Source organism: Curtobacterium sp. AC273 (assembly GCF_979253735.1).
On sequence record NZ_CEEDDU010000001.1, the window covers coordinates 168,326 to 185,756 of the forward strand.

The 17,431-nt window shown below is 69.5% G+C and carries 10 protein-coding genes and 4 pseudogenes; 6 read left to right on the top strand and 8 right to left on the bottom strand.

Translation table 11 applies throughout. The features are described from left to right. Positions 1 to 168 precede the first annotated feature (168 nt). The 8 genes and pseudogenes from ACZ8AI_RS01055 to ACZ8AI_RS01090 all read right to left on the bottom strand — a co-directional run bounded on the left by ACZ8AI_RS01055 (position 169) and on the right by ACZ8AI_RS01090 (position 6,116). A complete protein-coding gene (locus tag ACZ8AI_RS01055; protein ID WP_464855825.1) occupies positions 169 to 1,071 on the bottom strand; it encodes an oligosaccharide flippase family protein in 903 nt (300 codons plus the stop codon). A 163-nt stretch (positions 1,072 to 1,234) separates the two neighbouring features. Further along, entirely contained in the window at positions 1,235 to 1,540 is a 306-nt protein-coding gene (locus ACZ8AI_RS01060) for a hypothetical protein (RefSeq protein WP_464855827.1), read from the bottom strand. Between the two features lie 349 nt (positions 1,541 to 1,889). Then, positions 1,890 to 2,792 carry an Ig-like domain-containing protein gene (locus ACZ8AI_RS01065; RefSeq protein ID WP_464855829.1) on the bottom strand — a complete coding sequence of 301 codons (903 nt, stop codon included), beginning with the start codon at positions 2,790 to 2,792 and terminating at the stop codon, positions 1,890 to 1,892. Positions 2,793 to 2,864: 72 nt separating this feature from the next. Continuing rightward, a pseudogene (locus ACZ8AI_RS01070) lies at positions 2,865 to 2,999 on the bottom strand (Ig-like domain-containing protein); the annotation flags it as partial. A gap of 913 nt (positions 3,000 to 3,912) precedes the next feature. Continuing rightward, positions 3,913 to 4,269: pseudogene (locus ACZ8AI_RS01075) on the bottom strand (Ig-like domain-containing protein); the annotation flags it as partial. Further along, on the bottom strand, positions 4,230 to 4,634 hold the full coding sequence (locus ACZ8AI_RS01080; protein ID WP_464855830.1) for a hypothetical protein: 405 nt from the start codon (positions 4,632 to 4,634) through the stop codon (positions 4,230 to 4,232). The pseudogene ACZ8AI_RS01075 and the gene ACZ8AI_RS01080, both read right to left, overlap by 40 nt. After that, complete coding sequence (locus ACZ8AI_RS01085) at positions 4,631 to 5,746, bottom strand: hypothetical protein (protein WP_464855832.1); 1,116 nt, start codon at positions 5,744 to 5,746, stop codon at positions 4,631 to 4,633. The genes ACZ8AI_RS01080 and ACZ8AI_RS01085 overlap by 4 nt, the downstream gene beginning before the upstream one ends. Further along, positions 5,628 to 6,116: a hypothetical protein gene (locus ACZ8AI_RS01090; RefSeq protein ID WP_464855834.1), complete on the bottom strand. Its 489-nt coding sequence runs from the start codon at positions 6,114 to 6,116 to the stop codon at positions 5,628 to 5,630. Before ACZ8AI_RS01090 ends, ACZ8AI_RS01085 begins: the two co-directional genes overlap by 119 nt. Positions 6,117 to 7,054: 938 nt before the next feature. Between ACZ8AI_RS01090 and dnaK the strand changes: the two are divergent. The 6 genes and pseudogenes from dnaK to ACZ8AI_RS01120 all read left to right on the top strand — a co-directional run bounded on the left by dnaK (position 7,055) and on the right by ACZ8AI_RS01120 (position 17,412). Next, positions 7,055 to 8,924: pseudogene (gene dnaK / locus ACZ8AI_RS01095) on the top strand (molecular chaperone DnaK). A gap of 2 nt (positions 8,925 to 8,926) precedes the next feature. Further along, complete coding sequence (locus tag ACZ8AI_RS01100; protein ID WP_464855836.1) at positions 8,927 to 9,556, top strand: nucleotide exchange factor GrpE; 630 nt, start codon at positions 8,927 to 8,929, stop codon at positions 9,554 to 9,556. A 23-nt stretch (positions 9,557 to 9,579) separates the two neighbouring features. Continuing rightward, complete coding sequence (locus ACZ8AI_RS01105; protein WP_464855838.1) at positions 9,580 to 10,587, top strand: DnaJ C-terminal domain-containing protein; 1,008 nt, start codon at positions 9,580 to 9,582, stop codon at positions 10,585 to 10,587. Positions 10,588 to 10,713: 126 nt separating this feature from the next. Next, a pseudogene (locus tag ACZ8AI_RS01110) lies at positions 10,714 to 11,122 on the top strand (heat shock protein transcriptional repressor HspR). A gap of 394 nt (positions 11,123 to 11,516) precedes the next feature. Next, a complete protein-coding gene (locus ACZ8AI_RS01115) occupies positions 11,517 to 16,169 on the top strand; it encodes an Ig-like domain-containing protein (RefSeq protein WP_464855840.1) in 4,653 nt (1,550 codons plus the stop codon). 103 nt (positions 16,170 to 16,272) lie between these two features. Next, the gene (locus ACZ8AI_RS01120; protein WP_464855842.1) at positions 16,273 to 17,412 is read left to right on the top strand and encodes a class I SAM-dependent methyltransferase; all 1,140 of its coding nucleotides are present in this window, start codon (positions 16,273 to 16,275) and stop codon (positions 17,410 to 17,412) included. Positions 17,413 to 17,431: the final 19 nt, after the last annotated feature.

Consider the following 17,431-nt stretch of genomic DNA (forward strand, 5'->3'; position numbering starts at 1 on the left):
ACCGCGGCCGTGGCAGCGCACGTGACTGCGACCGTCGCCGGGGCCGTCAGCGGCGCGAGGAGGTCTCGAGACCGAGGTCAGCGCGCTTGGCGATGAAGAGGAACCCGGGCACCACGAGCAGGGCGGTCGAGACGGAGTACCCGGCGGCGACTCCCGTCACACCCCAGATCAGCTCCGACGGCGAAGCCGGCGATCGTGACGGGCCGGAGGACGGCGCACTTCACAGGGTCTGGCGGTTCGCCAGGCCGTGCGCGAGCGCGACGAAGGTCGTGACGCCGGTGACGACCGTGGCCATCGCGAGCGGAGCCATCGCGCGGAAGATCGGCGCGGTGGCGAGCCACCGGAACCGAACAGCGTCACGACGACGGGTTCGGCGAGGACGATCAGGACGGCGAACACCGGCCACAGCACCGCGCACGACAGTGTGAGCACGGAGCGGTACGCGGGGCGGAAGCGTGCGGGGTCGCCGACGAGGCGGCCGAGCGCGGGGACGGCTGCGCGACGCAGCGGCCTGTTCACCTGTTCGACCGGCAGCGTCGAGAGCTGCGCGGCCTGCACGTAGAGGCCGGAGGCCGCGGTGCCGAACAGCGCCGTGACGACGACCCGGTCGACGCTGCGGGACACCCACTCGAGGCCCTGCGACAGGTCGCGCTGCCGGCGAACGCGAGCTCGCCCCGCACCGCGCGGAGCGGTGCGGGGCGGCTGGGGCGCCACGGTGTGACGACGAGGACGATGCCGCAGAGCACGGCTGCGTGCCACGACCGCCTGCAGGATCAGGATGGAGCCCGCGCCCAGGAGCGCTGCGGTGATCGCCGCGGCGCAGGAGACCGCGGCTGCGGTGACCTCGCCGAGACCGATCGGCAGCAGGCGGAGGTTCCGGCCGAGCAATGCCGTCGGGACGGCACCGATGCCGGCGAGGACGAAGACGAGGGCGAGCGCCGGGAACGCCAGTGCGCCCGCGGGCAGCAGATCCGCCGCGACGAACGGCGCGGCCGTGAGGAGGGCGAGGGCGATCGCGCAGCCCGCACCGACGCTGATCCAGTGCAGGGTGCTGGCGCTCGCGCCGGACAAGCCGGGGCGCGGGCGATCAGCCAGGTGACGCCACCGGAGCGGACGAGCTCCGCTCCGGTGACGGCGACGAGGGCCGTGGCAGCGGCGCCGTACTCGGACGGGCCGATGAGCCGCGCGACGACCACGAGGGTGACCAGCTGGAGCAGGAACCGGCTCCAGCTGGTCATCGCGGTGACGAGGGCGCCCTGGTGGCGGCGGACCCGAGGGAACGGGTGTCCGTCCAGTCGGCGGCCGGGGTTCGAACGCGCATCGTCATCCGTTCTCGTGCGGGCGGTGTCAGTGGTTGACGGTGTTCGACTTGCCCTTGTCGGTGACCTTCGGCTTGTCCGGCGTGGAGACGGCGGTTGCCGTCGCCGGTGATCACGACCTTCTTGAGCGACTTGACCTCGATCCCGTTGATCGCGCCCTTGACGGTCAGGTCGTCGACTGCTCCGAGGTGGATGAGCGCGTTCGACGTGGTGACGATCACGGTGGCGCAGTCCGCGACGGTGACCTCCTTGTTGTTGAGGTCGGCGATCGTGGCGGTGCCGTCCGTGCACTCGACCGAGGCCTGCTTGAGCGGCGGCGGAGTGATCTCCGACGTCGGGTTCGTGGTGGGCGTCGACTTCGGGGCCGGCTTCGTGGTCTCGGAGGCGTGGTCGTTCGTGCTACCCGCGGAGCAGCCCGCGAGGACGGCGACGGCGGCGGCACGGCGATGGCGGCGGCGGAGAGGCGTCGGGAGAGCATGGGAGTCCTTTCGGGATGGTTGATATTCATATACTAACAGGTGAAATGCAAAGGCGGGGCGCTTCCTCAGGAAACGCCCCGCCGATGCGGTGTCAGGCGGATTCGACCGTCACACGGGTGATCAGCGGGTGATCACCGTGTTGACGGCGGAGTTGGTGTACTTGCCGCCCTTGCTGAACTGGTGCGCCCAGAACTGGAAGTTCCCGGCCGGCAGGTCCAGCGTCGGGGTGACCGACCAGTTGCCGTCCGTCACCGTCGGCGTACCGAACGCCGTGGCGCTGGCCGGGTTGCTCGGGTCGACACCGGAGACCGAGACGGTCGCGCCGTCGGCACCCGTGCCCGAGATCGTCAGCGCGCGAGCCGCCGCCGATCGTGGAGCCGTTCGTCGGCGAGGTGATCGCGATCGGAGCAGCCGTGCCGTAGTCGAGCGACACGGGGACGCTCGCGGACTCCACGCCGTCGATGGTCTGGGTGACGGCGAGGTTCACCGTGCCCATGCCGACCTTCGTCGGGTCGACCGCGATGCGGTAGTAGCCGCTGTTCTGGTCGACGACTCCGCTGCCGATCTCGTTGCCCTGGTCGTCCTTGACGGTGACCGTGGCGCCCTTGGTCGCCGTTCCGTCGATCCACGCCCATTCCTGGTCGTTCTCCGCGAAGTTGCCCTTCGCGGTCGGAGCGGCGGGCTTGGCGACCTCGGTGTGGATGTTGATGCCGGTGAATTCGATCTTGCCGCCCTTGGTGCGCTGGTTGGCCCAGAGCTGGTAGGCACCGCCGACCGGCAGGGTCAGCGTGTCGTTCGAGACCGACCAGGTGTTGTCCGCACCGGACACTGCCGAGGATCCGATCGCCGTGGCGTTCGTCATGTCGGTGCCGTTGACCTGCACGTGGCCGCCCGGGTTACCGGTACCGGCGAAGTTCAGGCCCTTGTTCGGGACGGTCGCGTTGTCGGTCGGGGTCGTGAACGCCGGGGTGTTCTGCCCGTAGTCCAGGTCCACGTCGATGCCGTCGGAGACGACCCCGTCGGACTGCTGCGACACGGTGAGCTGCACCACGCCGTAGCCGACCTTGGTCGGGTCGATGCCGATGTTGTACGAACCGTTCGTCCCCGCGACCGCCTCGCCGATGACGTTCCCCGCGGCGTCCGTCGCGGTGACGGTTGCGTTCGGGGCGCCGAGACCGGTGATGCCGGCCCACTGCGCGATGTCCTGCGGGAAGTAGCCCTCGGCGGTCGGTGCCGCCGGCTTCGACCGGAGCGACGTTCACGCCGATGCCGGTGAACTCGATCTTGCCGCCCTTGGTGCGCTGGTTCGCCCAGAGCTGGTAGTTGCCGTTCGGCAGCTTCAGCTCGTTGTTGCTGACCGTCCAGTCCGTGCCCGCACCGAGGCTCGCCGTACCCAGGCGGGTGGCGTCGGTGAAGTCGGTGCCGTTGACCTCGAGCTCGCCGCCCGGGTTGCCCTTGCCGGTCAGGGTCAGGCCCTTGTTCGGCACGGTGGCACCGGTGATCGGCGAGGTGATCTCCGGCGTGTTCTGGCCGTAGTCGAGATCCACGTCGACACCGTCCGAGGTTGCGGCCCCGACCGTCTGGGTGACGGTGAGCTTCACCACGCCGTAGCCGACCTTGCCCGGGTTGATGCCGATGTTGTACGTGCCCTTGGGGTCCGTGACCTCGGTGCGACCGATCTCGTTGCCGTCGGCGTCACGGGCGATGACCGTGGAGCCGACCGTCGCGGTACCGGCGATACCAGCCCACTCGGACACGTTCTGCGGGAAGTAGCCCTGCACGGTCGGGGCAGCGGGCTTCGCGTCGACGACCTGCACGTTGATGCCGGTGAACTCGATCTTCCCGCCCTTGGTGCGCTGGTTCGCCCAGAGCTGGTACGGGCCGTTCTGCAGCGTCAGGTCCTGGTTGGACACCGACCACGAGTCGTCCGCGCCGGTGACGTCCGAGGAACCGATCGCCGTGGCGTCGGTGAGGTCGGTGCCGTTGACCTGGACCTTGCCGCCGGCGTTCCCGGTCCCCGTGAAGGTGAGGTCCTTGTTCGCGACGGTGTCACCGTTCGTCGGCGAGGTGAACGCCGGGGTGTTCTGGCCGTAGTCCAGCGCCACCGAGACGGGGTCCGAGGCCTGGCCGTCGACGCTCTGCGTGACGTTCAGGGAGACCACGCCGTAGCCGACCGAGTTCGGGTCGACCGGGATGTTGTACGAGCCGTCGGCCGCGGTGATGGTCGTGCGACCGATCTCCGTGCCCGTGCCGTCGACCACGACCACGGTCGCGCCGACGGTACCCGTGCCCGTGACGCTCGCCCACTGGGCGACGTCCTCGGGGAAGTAGCCCTCAGCGGTCGGGGCGCCCGGCTTGGTGTTGTCCTCGCCGATCGTGACCGTGACCTTGTCGGTCGTGGTCAGGTTGCCCTTGGAGACCTGCGAGACGGTCAGCTCGTGCGAGCCGGCCGACAGCGCGGGGATCTGCACGGAGGCGGTGGCGCCGGTGGCGGTCGCCGTGGCGACCTCGGTGGTGCCGTCCTTGACGACGAGCTGTGCGTCCTGCTGCGTGTCGACGTCCAGGTCGAACCCGCCGGCGGGCAGCTCGGCGTTGTCGGCGGGGACGTGACGTCCACCGCGCGGCCGTAGTCGAGCGAGACCTTCACCGCGTCGGAGACGGGGCGGTTGCCGGTCTTCTGCGTGACCGTGAACTCGCGCTCACCCGCACCCGGAGCAACCGGACGGTAGGACCACTTGCCGTCGACGACCTCCACGTCCTCAGACGTGCCGCCCGAGGTGATGGTGATCGTCGAGCCGGTGACGCCGTTGCCGGAGATCGTGGCCTTGTCGGTCACGGCCGACTCGAACTTGGCCGAGACGTCGGTCGGGGCAGCCGAGGCGCTGGTGTCCTCGGCAACCGTGATCCGGGACGAGCCCGAGACCCCGAAGTTGCCGTGGTTGGTGGAACCCGTGCCCGAGAAGGACAGGTCGTTGGTACCCGCGGTGACTCCGGTGAGCGGTGTGACCCAGCGGAGCTTGCCGCCGTCGCGCAAGTTGAAGTACGTGCCGCTGTCGACCGACACCTCCATGGTCTTGCCGTCGTCCGCGACCGTCGAGGAGGCCGTGACGCTGGAGGAGTTCGCCCAGTTGGTGCCGTCGGCCGAGTACCTCGGCCTGGAGCGAGTCGGTGTCCGCGACGAAACGGGTCCCGGTCGGAGCGGTGATGCGTGAAGCGTCCGTTGTCGAGGTCGTTCACCGCGGCGTTGCTGGTGACACCCCAGCGCACGTCCTTGGTCTCACCGACCTTGAGCTCGCTCGGGTAGCCGTCGCCGGCGGTGTTGAAGCCGCCGTTGGAGACGGGCTTGGCGATCTTGACCGTCACGGCGTCGGTGGTGGTGAGGTTGCCCTTGGAGACCTGGGACACGTTGAGCGTGTGCGAGCCTGCGGACAGCGCCGGGATGGAGATCGTCGCGGTGGCGCCGGTGGCGGTGGCGGTGGCGATCTGGGTGGTGCCGTCCTTGACGACGAGCTTCGCGCCCGTCTGGGTGTCGACCTTGAGGTCGAACTTCTCGGTGGGCAGGTCGGCGTTGTTGGCCGGGGAGGTGATGTCGACGGCGCGGCCGTAGTCGAGCGAGACGTTCACGCCGGCGGAGACGGGGCGGTTGCCGGTCTTCTGGGTGACGGTGAACTGGCGGTTGCCGGTGCCGGGGGCGACGGGGTTGTAGCTCCAGGTGCCGTTCTTGACGGTGGTGGTGCCGAGTGTGGTGGTGCCCTGCTTGATGGTGATGGTGGAGTCGTTGACGCCCTTGCCGGAGAGCTTGGCCTTGTCGGTGACGTTGGTGAGGAACTCACCCTTGACGTCGGTCGGAGCCGCCGAGGCGCTGGTGTCGGCGTTCACGGTGACTCGGGAGCTGCCGGAGGCGGTGAAGGTGCCGTTGTTGGTGGTGCCGGTGCCGGTGAAGGTCATGTCGCCGGTGCCGGCGGTGACGGCGGTGAGGGGGATGCCCCAGCGGAGCTTGTACTCCTTCTCGATGTTGAAGCTGCCGTTCGTGGTGACCTGGACGGTGGCGGTCTTGCCGCCCGAGGGGACAGAGACGGTTGCGGGGCCGTAGGCCGAGTTGTGCCAGGTGCTGCCGTCGGCGGAGTACTGCGTCGTGGTGGACGTGGTGCCGGAGGTGAACCTCGGCGCCGGTCGGTGCCGTCAGCGTGAACGTGTTGTTCGAGATGGAGGAGATGTTCCCCGTGGTGGTGACACCGAACGCGACGTTCTTGTCCTCGCCTTCGGTGAGGGTGAGGGGGTAACCGTCACCGGAGGTAGCGATGCCACCGTTCGTCACTCCACTATCTGGGAAGCCGGGTCCGACTACCGTGGGGCTTCCGCCAGCGGATTGAACCCAGAGGGTCGATCCACCCGGGTAAGCGGAGCCCGTCTTATACGTCAAGTAGCGATTTTTGTTGTCGCGGAGACGCCCGTCAGAATCGGTTGTCCAGTTCAGATTGCCCTGTGTGAAGTTACAACCTGTCGTTGTTCCGATATCAAAAATGCCGATTGCGCTGCTGTCATCGGTCTGTAGCGCAGCAAAGAGACAGGTATCTGCCTTGGGCGCGTTCACATCTCGGATTGGGGCCTTCGGTGATCCCGGGGTGCCCAACGTCAGTTCGATGGACTGTGCCGCAGCTTCTGCGTACGTGGCTTTCGGCACTGCGCTGTAGCCGTACGCCGGGGCGTAGCCGAACGAGATATCTCGGACGGGTGAATCCCACGTACTGGCCCGATGAGTTCTTCAACACGAGTGGGATCGAGACGGCACCCTTCGACTGCTTCGCCGCCTTCGGAATGACGGACCTTCGAATCGCCCGCGGCAGCGAGCGGCAGTGCCCTCGTGGGTGTGCCGATTGCAGGGTCGTTGTGTGACGGGGCAGCGACAGCCGCCGGCCCGAAGCTCAGTCCGGAGACGAGCGTGGCCGCCGCGACGCCCGCAGCGCCCAGGGCCTTCAAGGATTTCTTCATGGGGAGGTGAGGTTGCCTTCGACTAGGGCTGCCTGCGGATCAGGCAGTCACGGCGACATGTCAAATGTCGATATAAATATATCACGTGTCGACGATCGCGGCCACCGCGTCGTCGACCCGGTCCGCGCCTGAGAGTTGAGTGAGATCGACGCAAGTTCACCCGCCCTGAGTTGACGCGCCTCCTGTCCGGAGTAGAGTTGAGTCCATCGGACGCAAGTCCGGCGGACTTCAGCATCACAGCAACGACAAAAGGAGCACCCACACATGGGACGTGCAGTAGGCATCGACCTCGGAACCACCAACTCGGTCGTCAGCGTTCTCGAAGGTGGCGAGCCCACCGTCATCGCGAACGCCGAGGGGCTTCGCACCACGCCGTCGATCGTCGCCTTCACGAAGGACGGCGAGGTCCTGGTCGGCGAGACCGCGAAGCGTCAGGCGGTCACCAACGTCGACCGCACCATCGCGAGCGTCAAGCGCCACGTCGGCACCGACTGGACCACCGAGATCGACGGCAAGAAGTACACGCCGCAGGAGATTTCGGCCCGCACGCTCGGCAAGCTCAAGCGCGACGCCGAGCAGTACCTCGGTGAAGACGTCACCGACGCGGTCATCACCGTGCCGGCGTACTTCAACGACGCCGAGCGCCAGGCCACGAAGGACGCCGGTGAGATCGCCGGGCTCAACGTCCTCCGCATCATCAACGAGCCGACCGCCGCCGCACTGGCGTACGGCCTCGACAAGGGCAAGGAAGACGAGCTCATCCTGGTCTTCGACCTCGGTGGCGGCACGTTCGACGTCTCCCTGCTCGAGGTGGGCAAGGACGACGACTTCTCGACGATCCAGGTCCGCGCGACCTCCGGCGACAACCGCCTCGGCGGTGACGACTGGGACCAGCGCATCGTCGACTACCTGATCAAGAAGTTCAAGGACGAGCACGGCGTCGACCTGTCCACGGACAAGATCGCCAAGCAGCGCCTGAAGGAAGCGGCTGAGCAGGCCAAGAAGGAGCTGTCGTCGCAGATGTCGGCGAACATCCAGCTCCCGTACCTGACGCTCACCGCCGAGGGCCCGCTGAACCTCGACGAGACCATCTCGCGCGCACAGTTCGAGCAGATGACCTCCGACCTGCTCGACCGCACGAAGAAGCCCTTCAACGACGTCATCAAGGAAGCGGGCGTGTCCGTCAACGACATCGCGCACGTGGTCCTTGTCGGTGGCTCGACCCGCATGCCCGCCGTGGCCGAGGTCGTCAAGTCGCTGACCGGTGGCAAGTCGCCGAACCAGGGCGTCAACCCGGACGAGGTCGTCGCCGTCGGTGCCGCACTGCAGGCCGGTGTGCTGAAGGGTGAGCGCAAGGACGTCCTGCTCATCGACGTCACGCGCGCTCTCGCTCGGCATCGAGACCAAGGGCGGGCTGATGACGAAGCTCATCGACCGCAACACCGCGATCCCGACGAAGCGCAGCGAGACCTTCACGACCGCCGACGACAACCAGCCGTCGGTCGCGATCCAGGTCTTCCAGGGCGAGCGCGAGTTCACCCGCGACAACAAGCCGCTCGGCACCTTCGAGCTCACCGGCATCGCGCCGGCTCCCCGTGGCGTCCCGCAGGTCGAGGTCACCTTCGACATCGACGCCAACGGCATCGTGCACGTGTCCGCGAAGGACAAGGGCACCGGCAAGGAGCAGTCGATGGTCATCTCCGGCGGCTCGTCGCTGCCGAAGGAGGACATCGAGCGCATGGTCCGCGAAGCCGAGGAGCACGCCGCCGAGGACAAGGCCCGTCGTGAGGCGAACGAGCGTCGCAACCAGGCTGAGCAGCTCGTCTACTCGATCGAGAAGCTCATCAAGGAGAACGACGAGAAGCTCCCCGCGGACGTCAAGTCCGAGGTGCAGGCCGACGTCGACGCGCTGAAGTCCGCGCTCGCGGGCGAGGACGAGGACGCCGTGAAGACGGCCTTCGACAAGCTCAACGAGTCGCAGGGCAAGCTCGGCCAGGCGATCTACTCCCAGCAGGACGCGGGCGCTGCGGCCGGTGGCGAGCAGCCCTCCGCCGACGGTCAGGCGCAGGCGGACGACGAGGACATCGTCGACGCCGAGGTCGTGGACGACGAGGACGACAAGGACAAGAAGTAACGATGACGGACCCCAAGGACAACGTCCCCAACGAGGACGAGCCCCAGGTCGAGGGTGACGCCACCAACGCCGAGCAGCCGGAGGACCTGATCGAGGCCGAGGGCCCCGACGTCGAGGTGCTGACCGACGCGGCGGACGACCTCTCCCCTGAGGACGAGGCGCTGCTCGCGGATGCGGCTCGCGGGATGGCCGAGGACAAGCTGTCCACGGCCGACCGCGACCTCGTCGCCGAGATGCGCGCGGACATGCTCCGTGCGCAGGCCGAACTGGTGAACTTCCGGAAGCGCGTCGAGCGCGACCGCGAGGCCAACCGCGAGGTCGCCATCGCCGAAGTGGTGCGTGCACTCCTGCCGGCGCTCGACGACCTGACCCGCGCCGAGGCCCACGGTGATCTGACCGAGGGCCCCATGCAGGTCATCGGCCAGAAGATCCGCGGCGGCTTCGACAAGTTCAAGCTCGTGCAGATCGGCGAGAAGGGCGAGGCCTTCGACCCGAACATCCACGAGGCGATCGTGCAGCTCCCGACCCCGGGCGCCACCGGCCAGACCGTGGCGGACGTCGTCGAGCCGGGCTACAAGCTCGGCGAGCGCGTGCTCCGCGCGGCCAAGGTCGCGGTGGCGGTCCCGGCCTGAGCGCAGGGAGGAGGTAGGGATTCATGGCCAGTCAGGACTGGTTCGACAAGGACTTCTACAAGGTCCTCGGCGTCGACAAGACGGCGAGTGACGCTGAGCTGAAGAAGACCTACCGGAAGCTCGCGCGGCAGTTCCACCCGGACTCCAACCCGGGCGACGCTGCGGCCGAGAACCGCTTCAAGGAGATCAGCGAGGCGTACTCGGTGCTCTCCGACAAGGAGCAGCGCCAGGAGTACGACCAGGTCCGGGCCATGGGCTCCGGCGCTCGCTTCACGGCGGGCGGCGGAGGCCAGGGCGGTGGCTTCGAGGACGTCTTCGGGGGCATGTTCGGGCAGCAGGGCGGCGGGCAACGCGTCCGCTTCGGCCAGGGCGGCGGCGGAGCCGGCGGCTTCGAGGACATCCTCGGCGGGATGTTCGGTGGCGGCGCGGGTGGTGGCTTCGGCCAGCCCTCCGGCGGCTACCGCGGGTTCGGTGGTCCGACGAAGGGGCGCGACGTCACCGCGACGACGACGCTCGACTTCACCACCGCGATCGCCGGCGACACGGTCAAGCTCTCGCAGGGCAACGGCCGTCCGGTGAACGTCCGCATCCCCGCGGGCGTCGCCGACGGTCAGAAGATCCGGCTCCGTGGGCGCGGGGAACCGTCGCCCGACGGCGGCGAGTCCGGCGACCTCGTGGTCACCGTCACCGTCCGGAAGCACCCGGTGTTCGAGCGCGACGGGCAGAACCTCCGCGTGGACGTCCCCGTGACGTTCGTGGAGGCAGCACTCGGCGCGACGATCCAGGTCCCGACGCTCGGCGGCGAGCCCGTCAAGTTGAAGGTCGCTCCCGGCACGCCGTCGGGTCGCGTCCTCCGGGTGAAGGGTCGCGGCGTCACGACGAAGAACGGGACGGGCGACCTGCTCGCCACCGTCCAGGTCGCGGTGCCGTCGCACCTGTCCGACAAGGCACGCGAGGCCGTCGAGGCGCTCGCGGCCGCACTGCCGGACGAGGATCCCCGCGAGGACCTCCTCGCCAAGGCGCGCAGCTAGGACCACGGAAGAACAGCAGTAGACCCAGCCTGGAGGAACGGCGCGGCTTCCTGACGGACGCTCGCCGAGCCTCCAGGCTGGTTTGCAATCCACGCGGACGACGGAAAGGAACTGGCCATGACCGACATGGACGAGAACTCGCCCGTCTTCGCGATCGCGGTGGCGGCGGAGCTCGCGGAGATGCACCCGCAGACGCTGCGGCAGTACGACCGGCTCGGCCTGGTCGTGCCGGGCGGACCCGCGGCGGGTCCCGCCGGTACTCGATGCGCGACATCGCGCAGCTGCGCGAGATCGCGCGCCTCGGGTCCGAGGGGTGCCGCTGGAGGGGATCCGGCGCGTGCTCGAACTCGAGAACGAGAACAAGGAACTCCGCGACCGTGTGCGGGAGCTCGAGACGGCGTTGGCCGACCAGCTGATCAACCGGCCGGGCGCGCGGGTGTTCGCGGCGACGGCGAGCGGTGCCGCAGTCTCCCTCCGGGCTGGTGCACGACCGCAGCGGAACACACAGATCGTGCTCTGGCGTCCGCCACATTGACATATCGACATAGATATTTTAATACGGTATTCTGAACTCCTCTGACCTGAGGAGTTCCATGACCCCCGCCGCCATCCCATGCCTCGCCGCTCCGTTGCGGCGACGCTCGCTGTCGCGCTCGGCGCTGCCGGCGCCGTCGTGATCGCCTCGCCGGCGCACGCGACCCCGCCGTTCCCGATCGAGGACCCGTTCGCCGACGTCGCCCCGGGGACCACGATGCCGGAGGGGGTGGTCTCGGATCGCTTCCGACTCCAAGCAGGCGGCTGTCGTCGACAACGGTGCCGCCGGCAAGTGGGTCCGGCTGACGGACAACCAGACCTCGCGGTCCGGGGCGGTCTTCAGCACCAAGCCCTACTCAGCAACGCAGGGCCTCAGCGTCGAGTTCGACATGCGCATGTTCAACTCGACGGACAACGGGTACGCCGACGGCATGAGCTTCTTCCTGCAGGACGCTTCCGTGCCGCTCGACCGGATCGGTCCGACCGGGGGTGCGCTCGGCTACTGGAGCCCGATGTTCGCCTGTTCGGCCGGCATGCCGGGCGGCGTGCTCGGGGTCGGTTTCGACCGGTTCGGCAACTTCACGAGGGACCGGCCGAACGCCATCACCCTCCGCGGCCCGGCTTCCGGGTGCTACAAGGAACTCGCCACGACCGGCGACAAGGGGACGAACTTCCTCGAGTCCCGCGCGAAGACGCCCGCGAACGCGCCGTACCGCCACGTGAAGCTCGATGTCCTGCCGAGTGACGGCGGGAAGGCTCGCGTGCTGTTGTCCATGTCCGGGAAGAAGGCCCTCGGCGCATCGCCCGGCACCCTGACGGACTACCTCGACACGTCGATCGACATCGCGAACCTCCCCGACGAGCTCCGTCTCGGGTTCGCCGCCTCGACCGGCGCGAGTTCTGAGTACCACGAAGTGCGCAACATCACCGCGAGCCAGCCGCTCGACATCGGGATGACGGCCTCCGTCGTCGGCAAGGACACGGACCTCGTGCCCGGTGACGACGTGACGGTCCGCATGACCGCGACCAACAACGGTCCGGCGGCGATCGGTGGCGCACCCGACGCGCGCGCCCGGCTCGTCGCGAAGCTCGACGAGCTGCACCTGGAGGGCGTCTCGTGGTCGTGCGAGGCGAACGACGGCGCATCGTGCACCACCGCCTCCGGAACCGGTGCCGACGTGCTCGTCGACTGGACGGCGCCCGGCGGTGGCTCCGTCACCGTCACCGCGACGGGCAAGCTCGCCGCCGATGCACCCGTCGGCGCGATCACCGGCCAGGTCGCCACCGTGACGGACTTCGCCACGAACACCTTCGACCCGGGCCACCACGAGGTCACGCTCGACGGCTCCGCACTCGACACCGACCTCGCGAACAACGTCGTGCCACTGTCGATCAGCGCAGGGCTCGAGGCTCCGCGGATGACCGACGACACGGCGACGACCGCGCAGGCGACGGCGACGACCGCTGACGTGCTCGCGAACGACACGATCGACCGGACCGGCATCGACCGGTCGTCGCTCGTGCTCACCACGACGGGGCTGCCCGACGCAACGCTCACCGACGGCGGCAAGCAGCTCGTCGTCCCCGGCCAGGGCACCTACCGCGTCACCGCGGACGGCAAGGTCAGCGTGACCCCGGTCGCGAGCTTCATCGGCACGGCGAAGCCGGTCACGTACCAGGCGACGTCGAACGGCGGGCAGTCCGCGACTGCGCTCCTGCAGGTCCGCGTCGACGGTGGTTCGGTCTCCGCCGGGAACGACTCGGCGTCCACGACACAGGCCTCCGCGGTGGCGATCGACGTCCTGGCGAACGACAGCGCTGACGCCTCCGGGTTCGACACCGGCTCCGTGCGACTCGACGGAGGCGCCGACGACGGACGAACGCTGACGGTCGCCGGCGAGGGGACGTACCAGGTACGCGCGGACGGTTCGGTGACCTTCACCCCGGACCCGACCTTCATCGGAACCACCACGGCAGTCCGCTACTCGGCGCGGACGAACGCGGGCCAGATCGTCAGGGCGGACCTCCGCGTCGAGGTCTCGGCCGCGGCGGTGGCGGCGTCCGATGACCGGACCACGACCGTCCAGGGTGCACCGACGACGGTCGACGTCCTCGCGAACGACACGGCGGACCCGTCCGGCTTCGACCGGAAGACCGTGGCGTTCGTTCCCGCTGACTCGAAGAAGAAGAAGAAGGTCTCGATCTCGAAGAACGGTGACTCGATGACCGTCGCCGGCCAGGGGACGTACACGATCACCGACGGCGGGGACATCCGTTTCGCCCCGGTGGACGCCTTCATCGGCACCGCGAAGGCGATCCGCTACACCGCCGAGACGAACGCCGGGCAGTTCGTCGCCGCGGACCTCCAGATCGTCGTGACCCCCGGGGCCGTGAGCGCCACGGACGACCAGCGGGCCACCACCCAGGCGACTGCCGTCTCGGTCGACGTCCTCGCGAACGACCGTGCGGACGTGTCCGGCTTCGACCGGAGCTCGCTCGAGCTGGAGAAGCCCGACGTCGAGGGCGCGGAGCTCTCCGACGGCGGCAAGACGCTCGTCGTGCCCGGCCAGGGCCGCTACGAGGTCGACGCCGACGGGACTGTCCGCTTCACCCCGGTCGCGACCTTCATCGGCACGACCGCTCCGGTGACCTACGGCATCGCCACGAAGGCCGGGCAGCACGTGAGCGCCGCGTTCTCCGTGGTCGTGAGCGCCGGTTCGGTCTCGGCGGCGGACGACCGCGGTACGACCGAGCAGGGCAAGCCGGTCACGGTCGACGTCGTCGGGAACGACAGCGCGGACGCCTCCGGGTTCGACGCGGACTCCGTCCGGCTCGACGGCGCCGCGGCCGACGGCACGCTCGACGTCGCCGGCCAGGGCGAGTACTCCGTGACCGACGACGGGTCGATCCGGTTCGTGCCGGTGGACACGTTCATCGGGACGACGCAGGCGGTGTCGTACACCGCCACCACGAAGGCCGGACAGAGCGTCTCGGCGAAGCTGACCGTCGTCGTCGCTGCTGGGGCCGTCTCCGCGTCGGACGACGACGCGACGACGAAGCAGGCGGCGCCGGTCTCGATCGACGTCCTCGCGAACGACGACGCCGACCCGTCCGGGTTCGACCCTGCGACGATCGTCCTGTCGTCGGGCGCATCCGGCGCCGTCTCCGCGAACGGCGAGGTCACCGTCCCGGGCCAGGGCACCTGGACCGTCGACGGCGGCGCGGTCCGGTTCGCGCCGCTCGCGACGCTCATCGGGAACGCGGACCCCGTGCACTACGAGGTCTCCACCAAGGCCGGACAGACGACCGGTGCCGAGGTGTACGTGACGGTCACCCCCGAGCCGGTCGACGCCACCGCTGATCGGGCCTCGACCGAACAGGGCCAGGCCACCGAGATCGACGTGCTCGCGAACGACACGGCCGACCCGTCCGGGTTCGACGCCGGCTCGGTGCGGCTCGCGGATGCGGACGAGTCCGGTGCCCTCGTGCAGGACGGCGTCGGGCGGTGGACGGTGACTGCCAGCGGCGGACTCGCGTTCGAGCCGGCCGTCACCTTCATCGGGACCACGCCATCGGTGACGTACGCAGCGCGGACCAACGCCGGGCAGCAGGTGACGGGCACGGCGTCGGTCGTCGTCGACGCGGCGCCGGTGAGCGCTGTGGACGACGCAGCGACCACCGTGCAGGCCGAACCCGCCCGCCTCGACGTCCTGGCGAACGACAGCGCGGACCCGTCCGGCTTCGACGCTTCGACACTGCGACTCCACGGTGCGGGCACGGTCTCCGACGACGGTCGGACGCTCGAGGTACCGGGCGACGGCGTGTACCGCGTCGTCGACGACGGCATCGAGTTCGCGCCGGAGGCCACGCTGATCGGTGACGCGAAGGGTGTCGACTACTCGGTCGAGACGCACGCCGGTCAGCAGGTCCGGGCAGCCGTCACCGTGGCGGTGGAAGCCGCACCGGTCGCCGCATCGCCGGACGAGGCACACACCCGCCAGGCGGATCCGGTCTCGCTCGACGTCCTCGGCAACGACACGGCCGACCCGTCCGGTTTCGACACGTCGACCCTGCGCCTGGGGGCCGGTCAGATCGAGGGCGCGGACCTGAGCGACGACGGGCGCTCGCTCGACGTGCCGCACCAGGGCCGTTGGACGGCGTCCGAGCACGGTCTGACCTTCACCCCGATGGACACCTTCATCGGGACGACCACCGCCGTCGACTACACGGCTGAGACCCGCGCCGGTCAGCGCGTCGGCTCCACGGCGAGCATCCAGGTGGCTGCGGTGCCTCCGGTGGCGGAGGCAGACACCGTCACGACCCTCCAGTCCGAGCCCGTGCGGTTCGACGTGCTCGCGAACGACCACGCGGACCCGTCCGGGTGGGACCTGGCCACGCTCGGCGTCGCACCGCACGGTGCCGAGGCCCAGCCCGCGCGCTCGGTCACGACCGACGCCGGGACCTTCACGGTCGAGGAGGACGGCACGATCGGGTTCGCGCCGGTGGCGTCCTTCGTGGGTGTGATCGAGCCGATCGACTACACGATCCGCACCCACGCCGGTCAGGTCTCGTCCTCGTCGATCACGGTCGAGGTGCACGCGGTGGGCCCCCGTGCTGCCGACGACACCGTGACGACCGGGTTCGAGACCCCGGTGACCTTCGCGCCGGCGGAGAACGACCGCCCGGGTGTCGACCACGGATCCGCGATCGACCCCACCACCCTGCGGCTCGTCGGTCACGACGGTGTCGCTGTGGACCGTCTGGCGATGGCGGAAGGGACCTTCGAGGTCCGGCAGGACGGCCGGGTCCGGTTCACACCGGCGAACGGCTTCACCGGTGCCGTCCCGGCGGTCGAGTACCGCGTGCTGGACAGCGCCGGTGCGCCGGGGTCGGCGACGATCCACGTCACCGTCGAACGAGAGGCGCTCGCGTTCACGGGTGCCGAGGTGGGGACGGTCGCGGCCAGCGGCATCGCCCTGCTCCTCGCCGGACTCGTCCTGCTCCTGCTCCGGGCGCGACGCCGACGCGACGGGAACGACACGGTCTGAGTGCTGACGACGCCCGGGAACCGCGCTCGACCGCGGGTCCCGGGCTTCGTCGTTCCTGCGATGCGTGGCCGGTCTCCCACCCGGTGCTCGGTACGCTGGCTCGGTGCCCGACTTCGCCGACCTGTTCCGCCGCCGGTCAGAGACCGGCCCCGACCTCGTCGCGATCGACGGCACCGACCGGTTCATCCTCGACGAAGCGCCGAACGTCCACGGCGACGCGCTCCGCCAGCCCGGCGCGGTCGCGGTCGTGGACGACGTGCACGGCGTGATCACCCTGGGGGTGCTGGCGCTGCACGGGGCGGCCGACGTCCGCGTGGTGCAGGACTCCCTCGTCGGGGAACGCGCACTCGAGGCGAACGCGGGCACCTTCGGACGCCGCGGCTTCCACCACCCGGACTCCTACGAAGCAGCCTTCCGCGACGCCCGACTCGTGCTGCTCCGACTCTCGAAGTCGCACGACCGGCTCGACGAGATCGCCCGCGCCGTCGCTCGGTTCGCCGCTCCCGACGTCGTCCTGCTCTGCGGCGGTCGGACGAAGTTCATGACGCTGTCGCAGAACGACGTGCTGCGACGGTCCTTCGGCGAGGTGACCGCGTCACGCGGCCGGGGCAAGTCACGGCTGCTCATCGCGCAGGACCCGCTGACCGCGACGGCGAACCGTGCGGCGATCACGTCGCCGTGGCCGCGGGTCGTGCACAACGACGAACTCGGCATGACGATCGCCGCGCGCGGCGGTGTGTTCGCCGGGACGTCGCTGGACCTGGGGACGCGCGTGCTGCTCGGCGTCATGGACGACGCGGTGCCGACGGCGCGGGTCGCCGTCGACCTGGGGTCCGGCAACGGCGTGATCGCGACCGAGATCGCCCGGCGTCGATCGACGATCAAGGTCGTCGCGACGGACGTGGCGTGGACCGCGGTGGCGAGCACGCGGGCGACGGCCGACCTGAACGGCGTGGGCGACCGGGTGACCACGGTGCGGAGCGACGCGGGCGACGAACTCGACGAGGGCTCCGCGCAGCTGGTCCTGTGCAACCCGCCGTTCCACGCGGACACCACGGTGAGCACCGACGCGGCCGAGGCGATGTTCCGGAACGCGGCCACGATCCTCCAGTCCGGTGGCGAACTGTGGTGCGTCTGGAACTCGCACCTGCGCTACCGGCCGGTGCTCGAGAAGGTGGTCGGGCCGACCCGGCAGGTCACCCGGACCGACCGGTTCACCGTCACGGCCTCCCGCCGGGCGTGACGAAAGGGCGGCCGCGCAC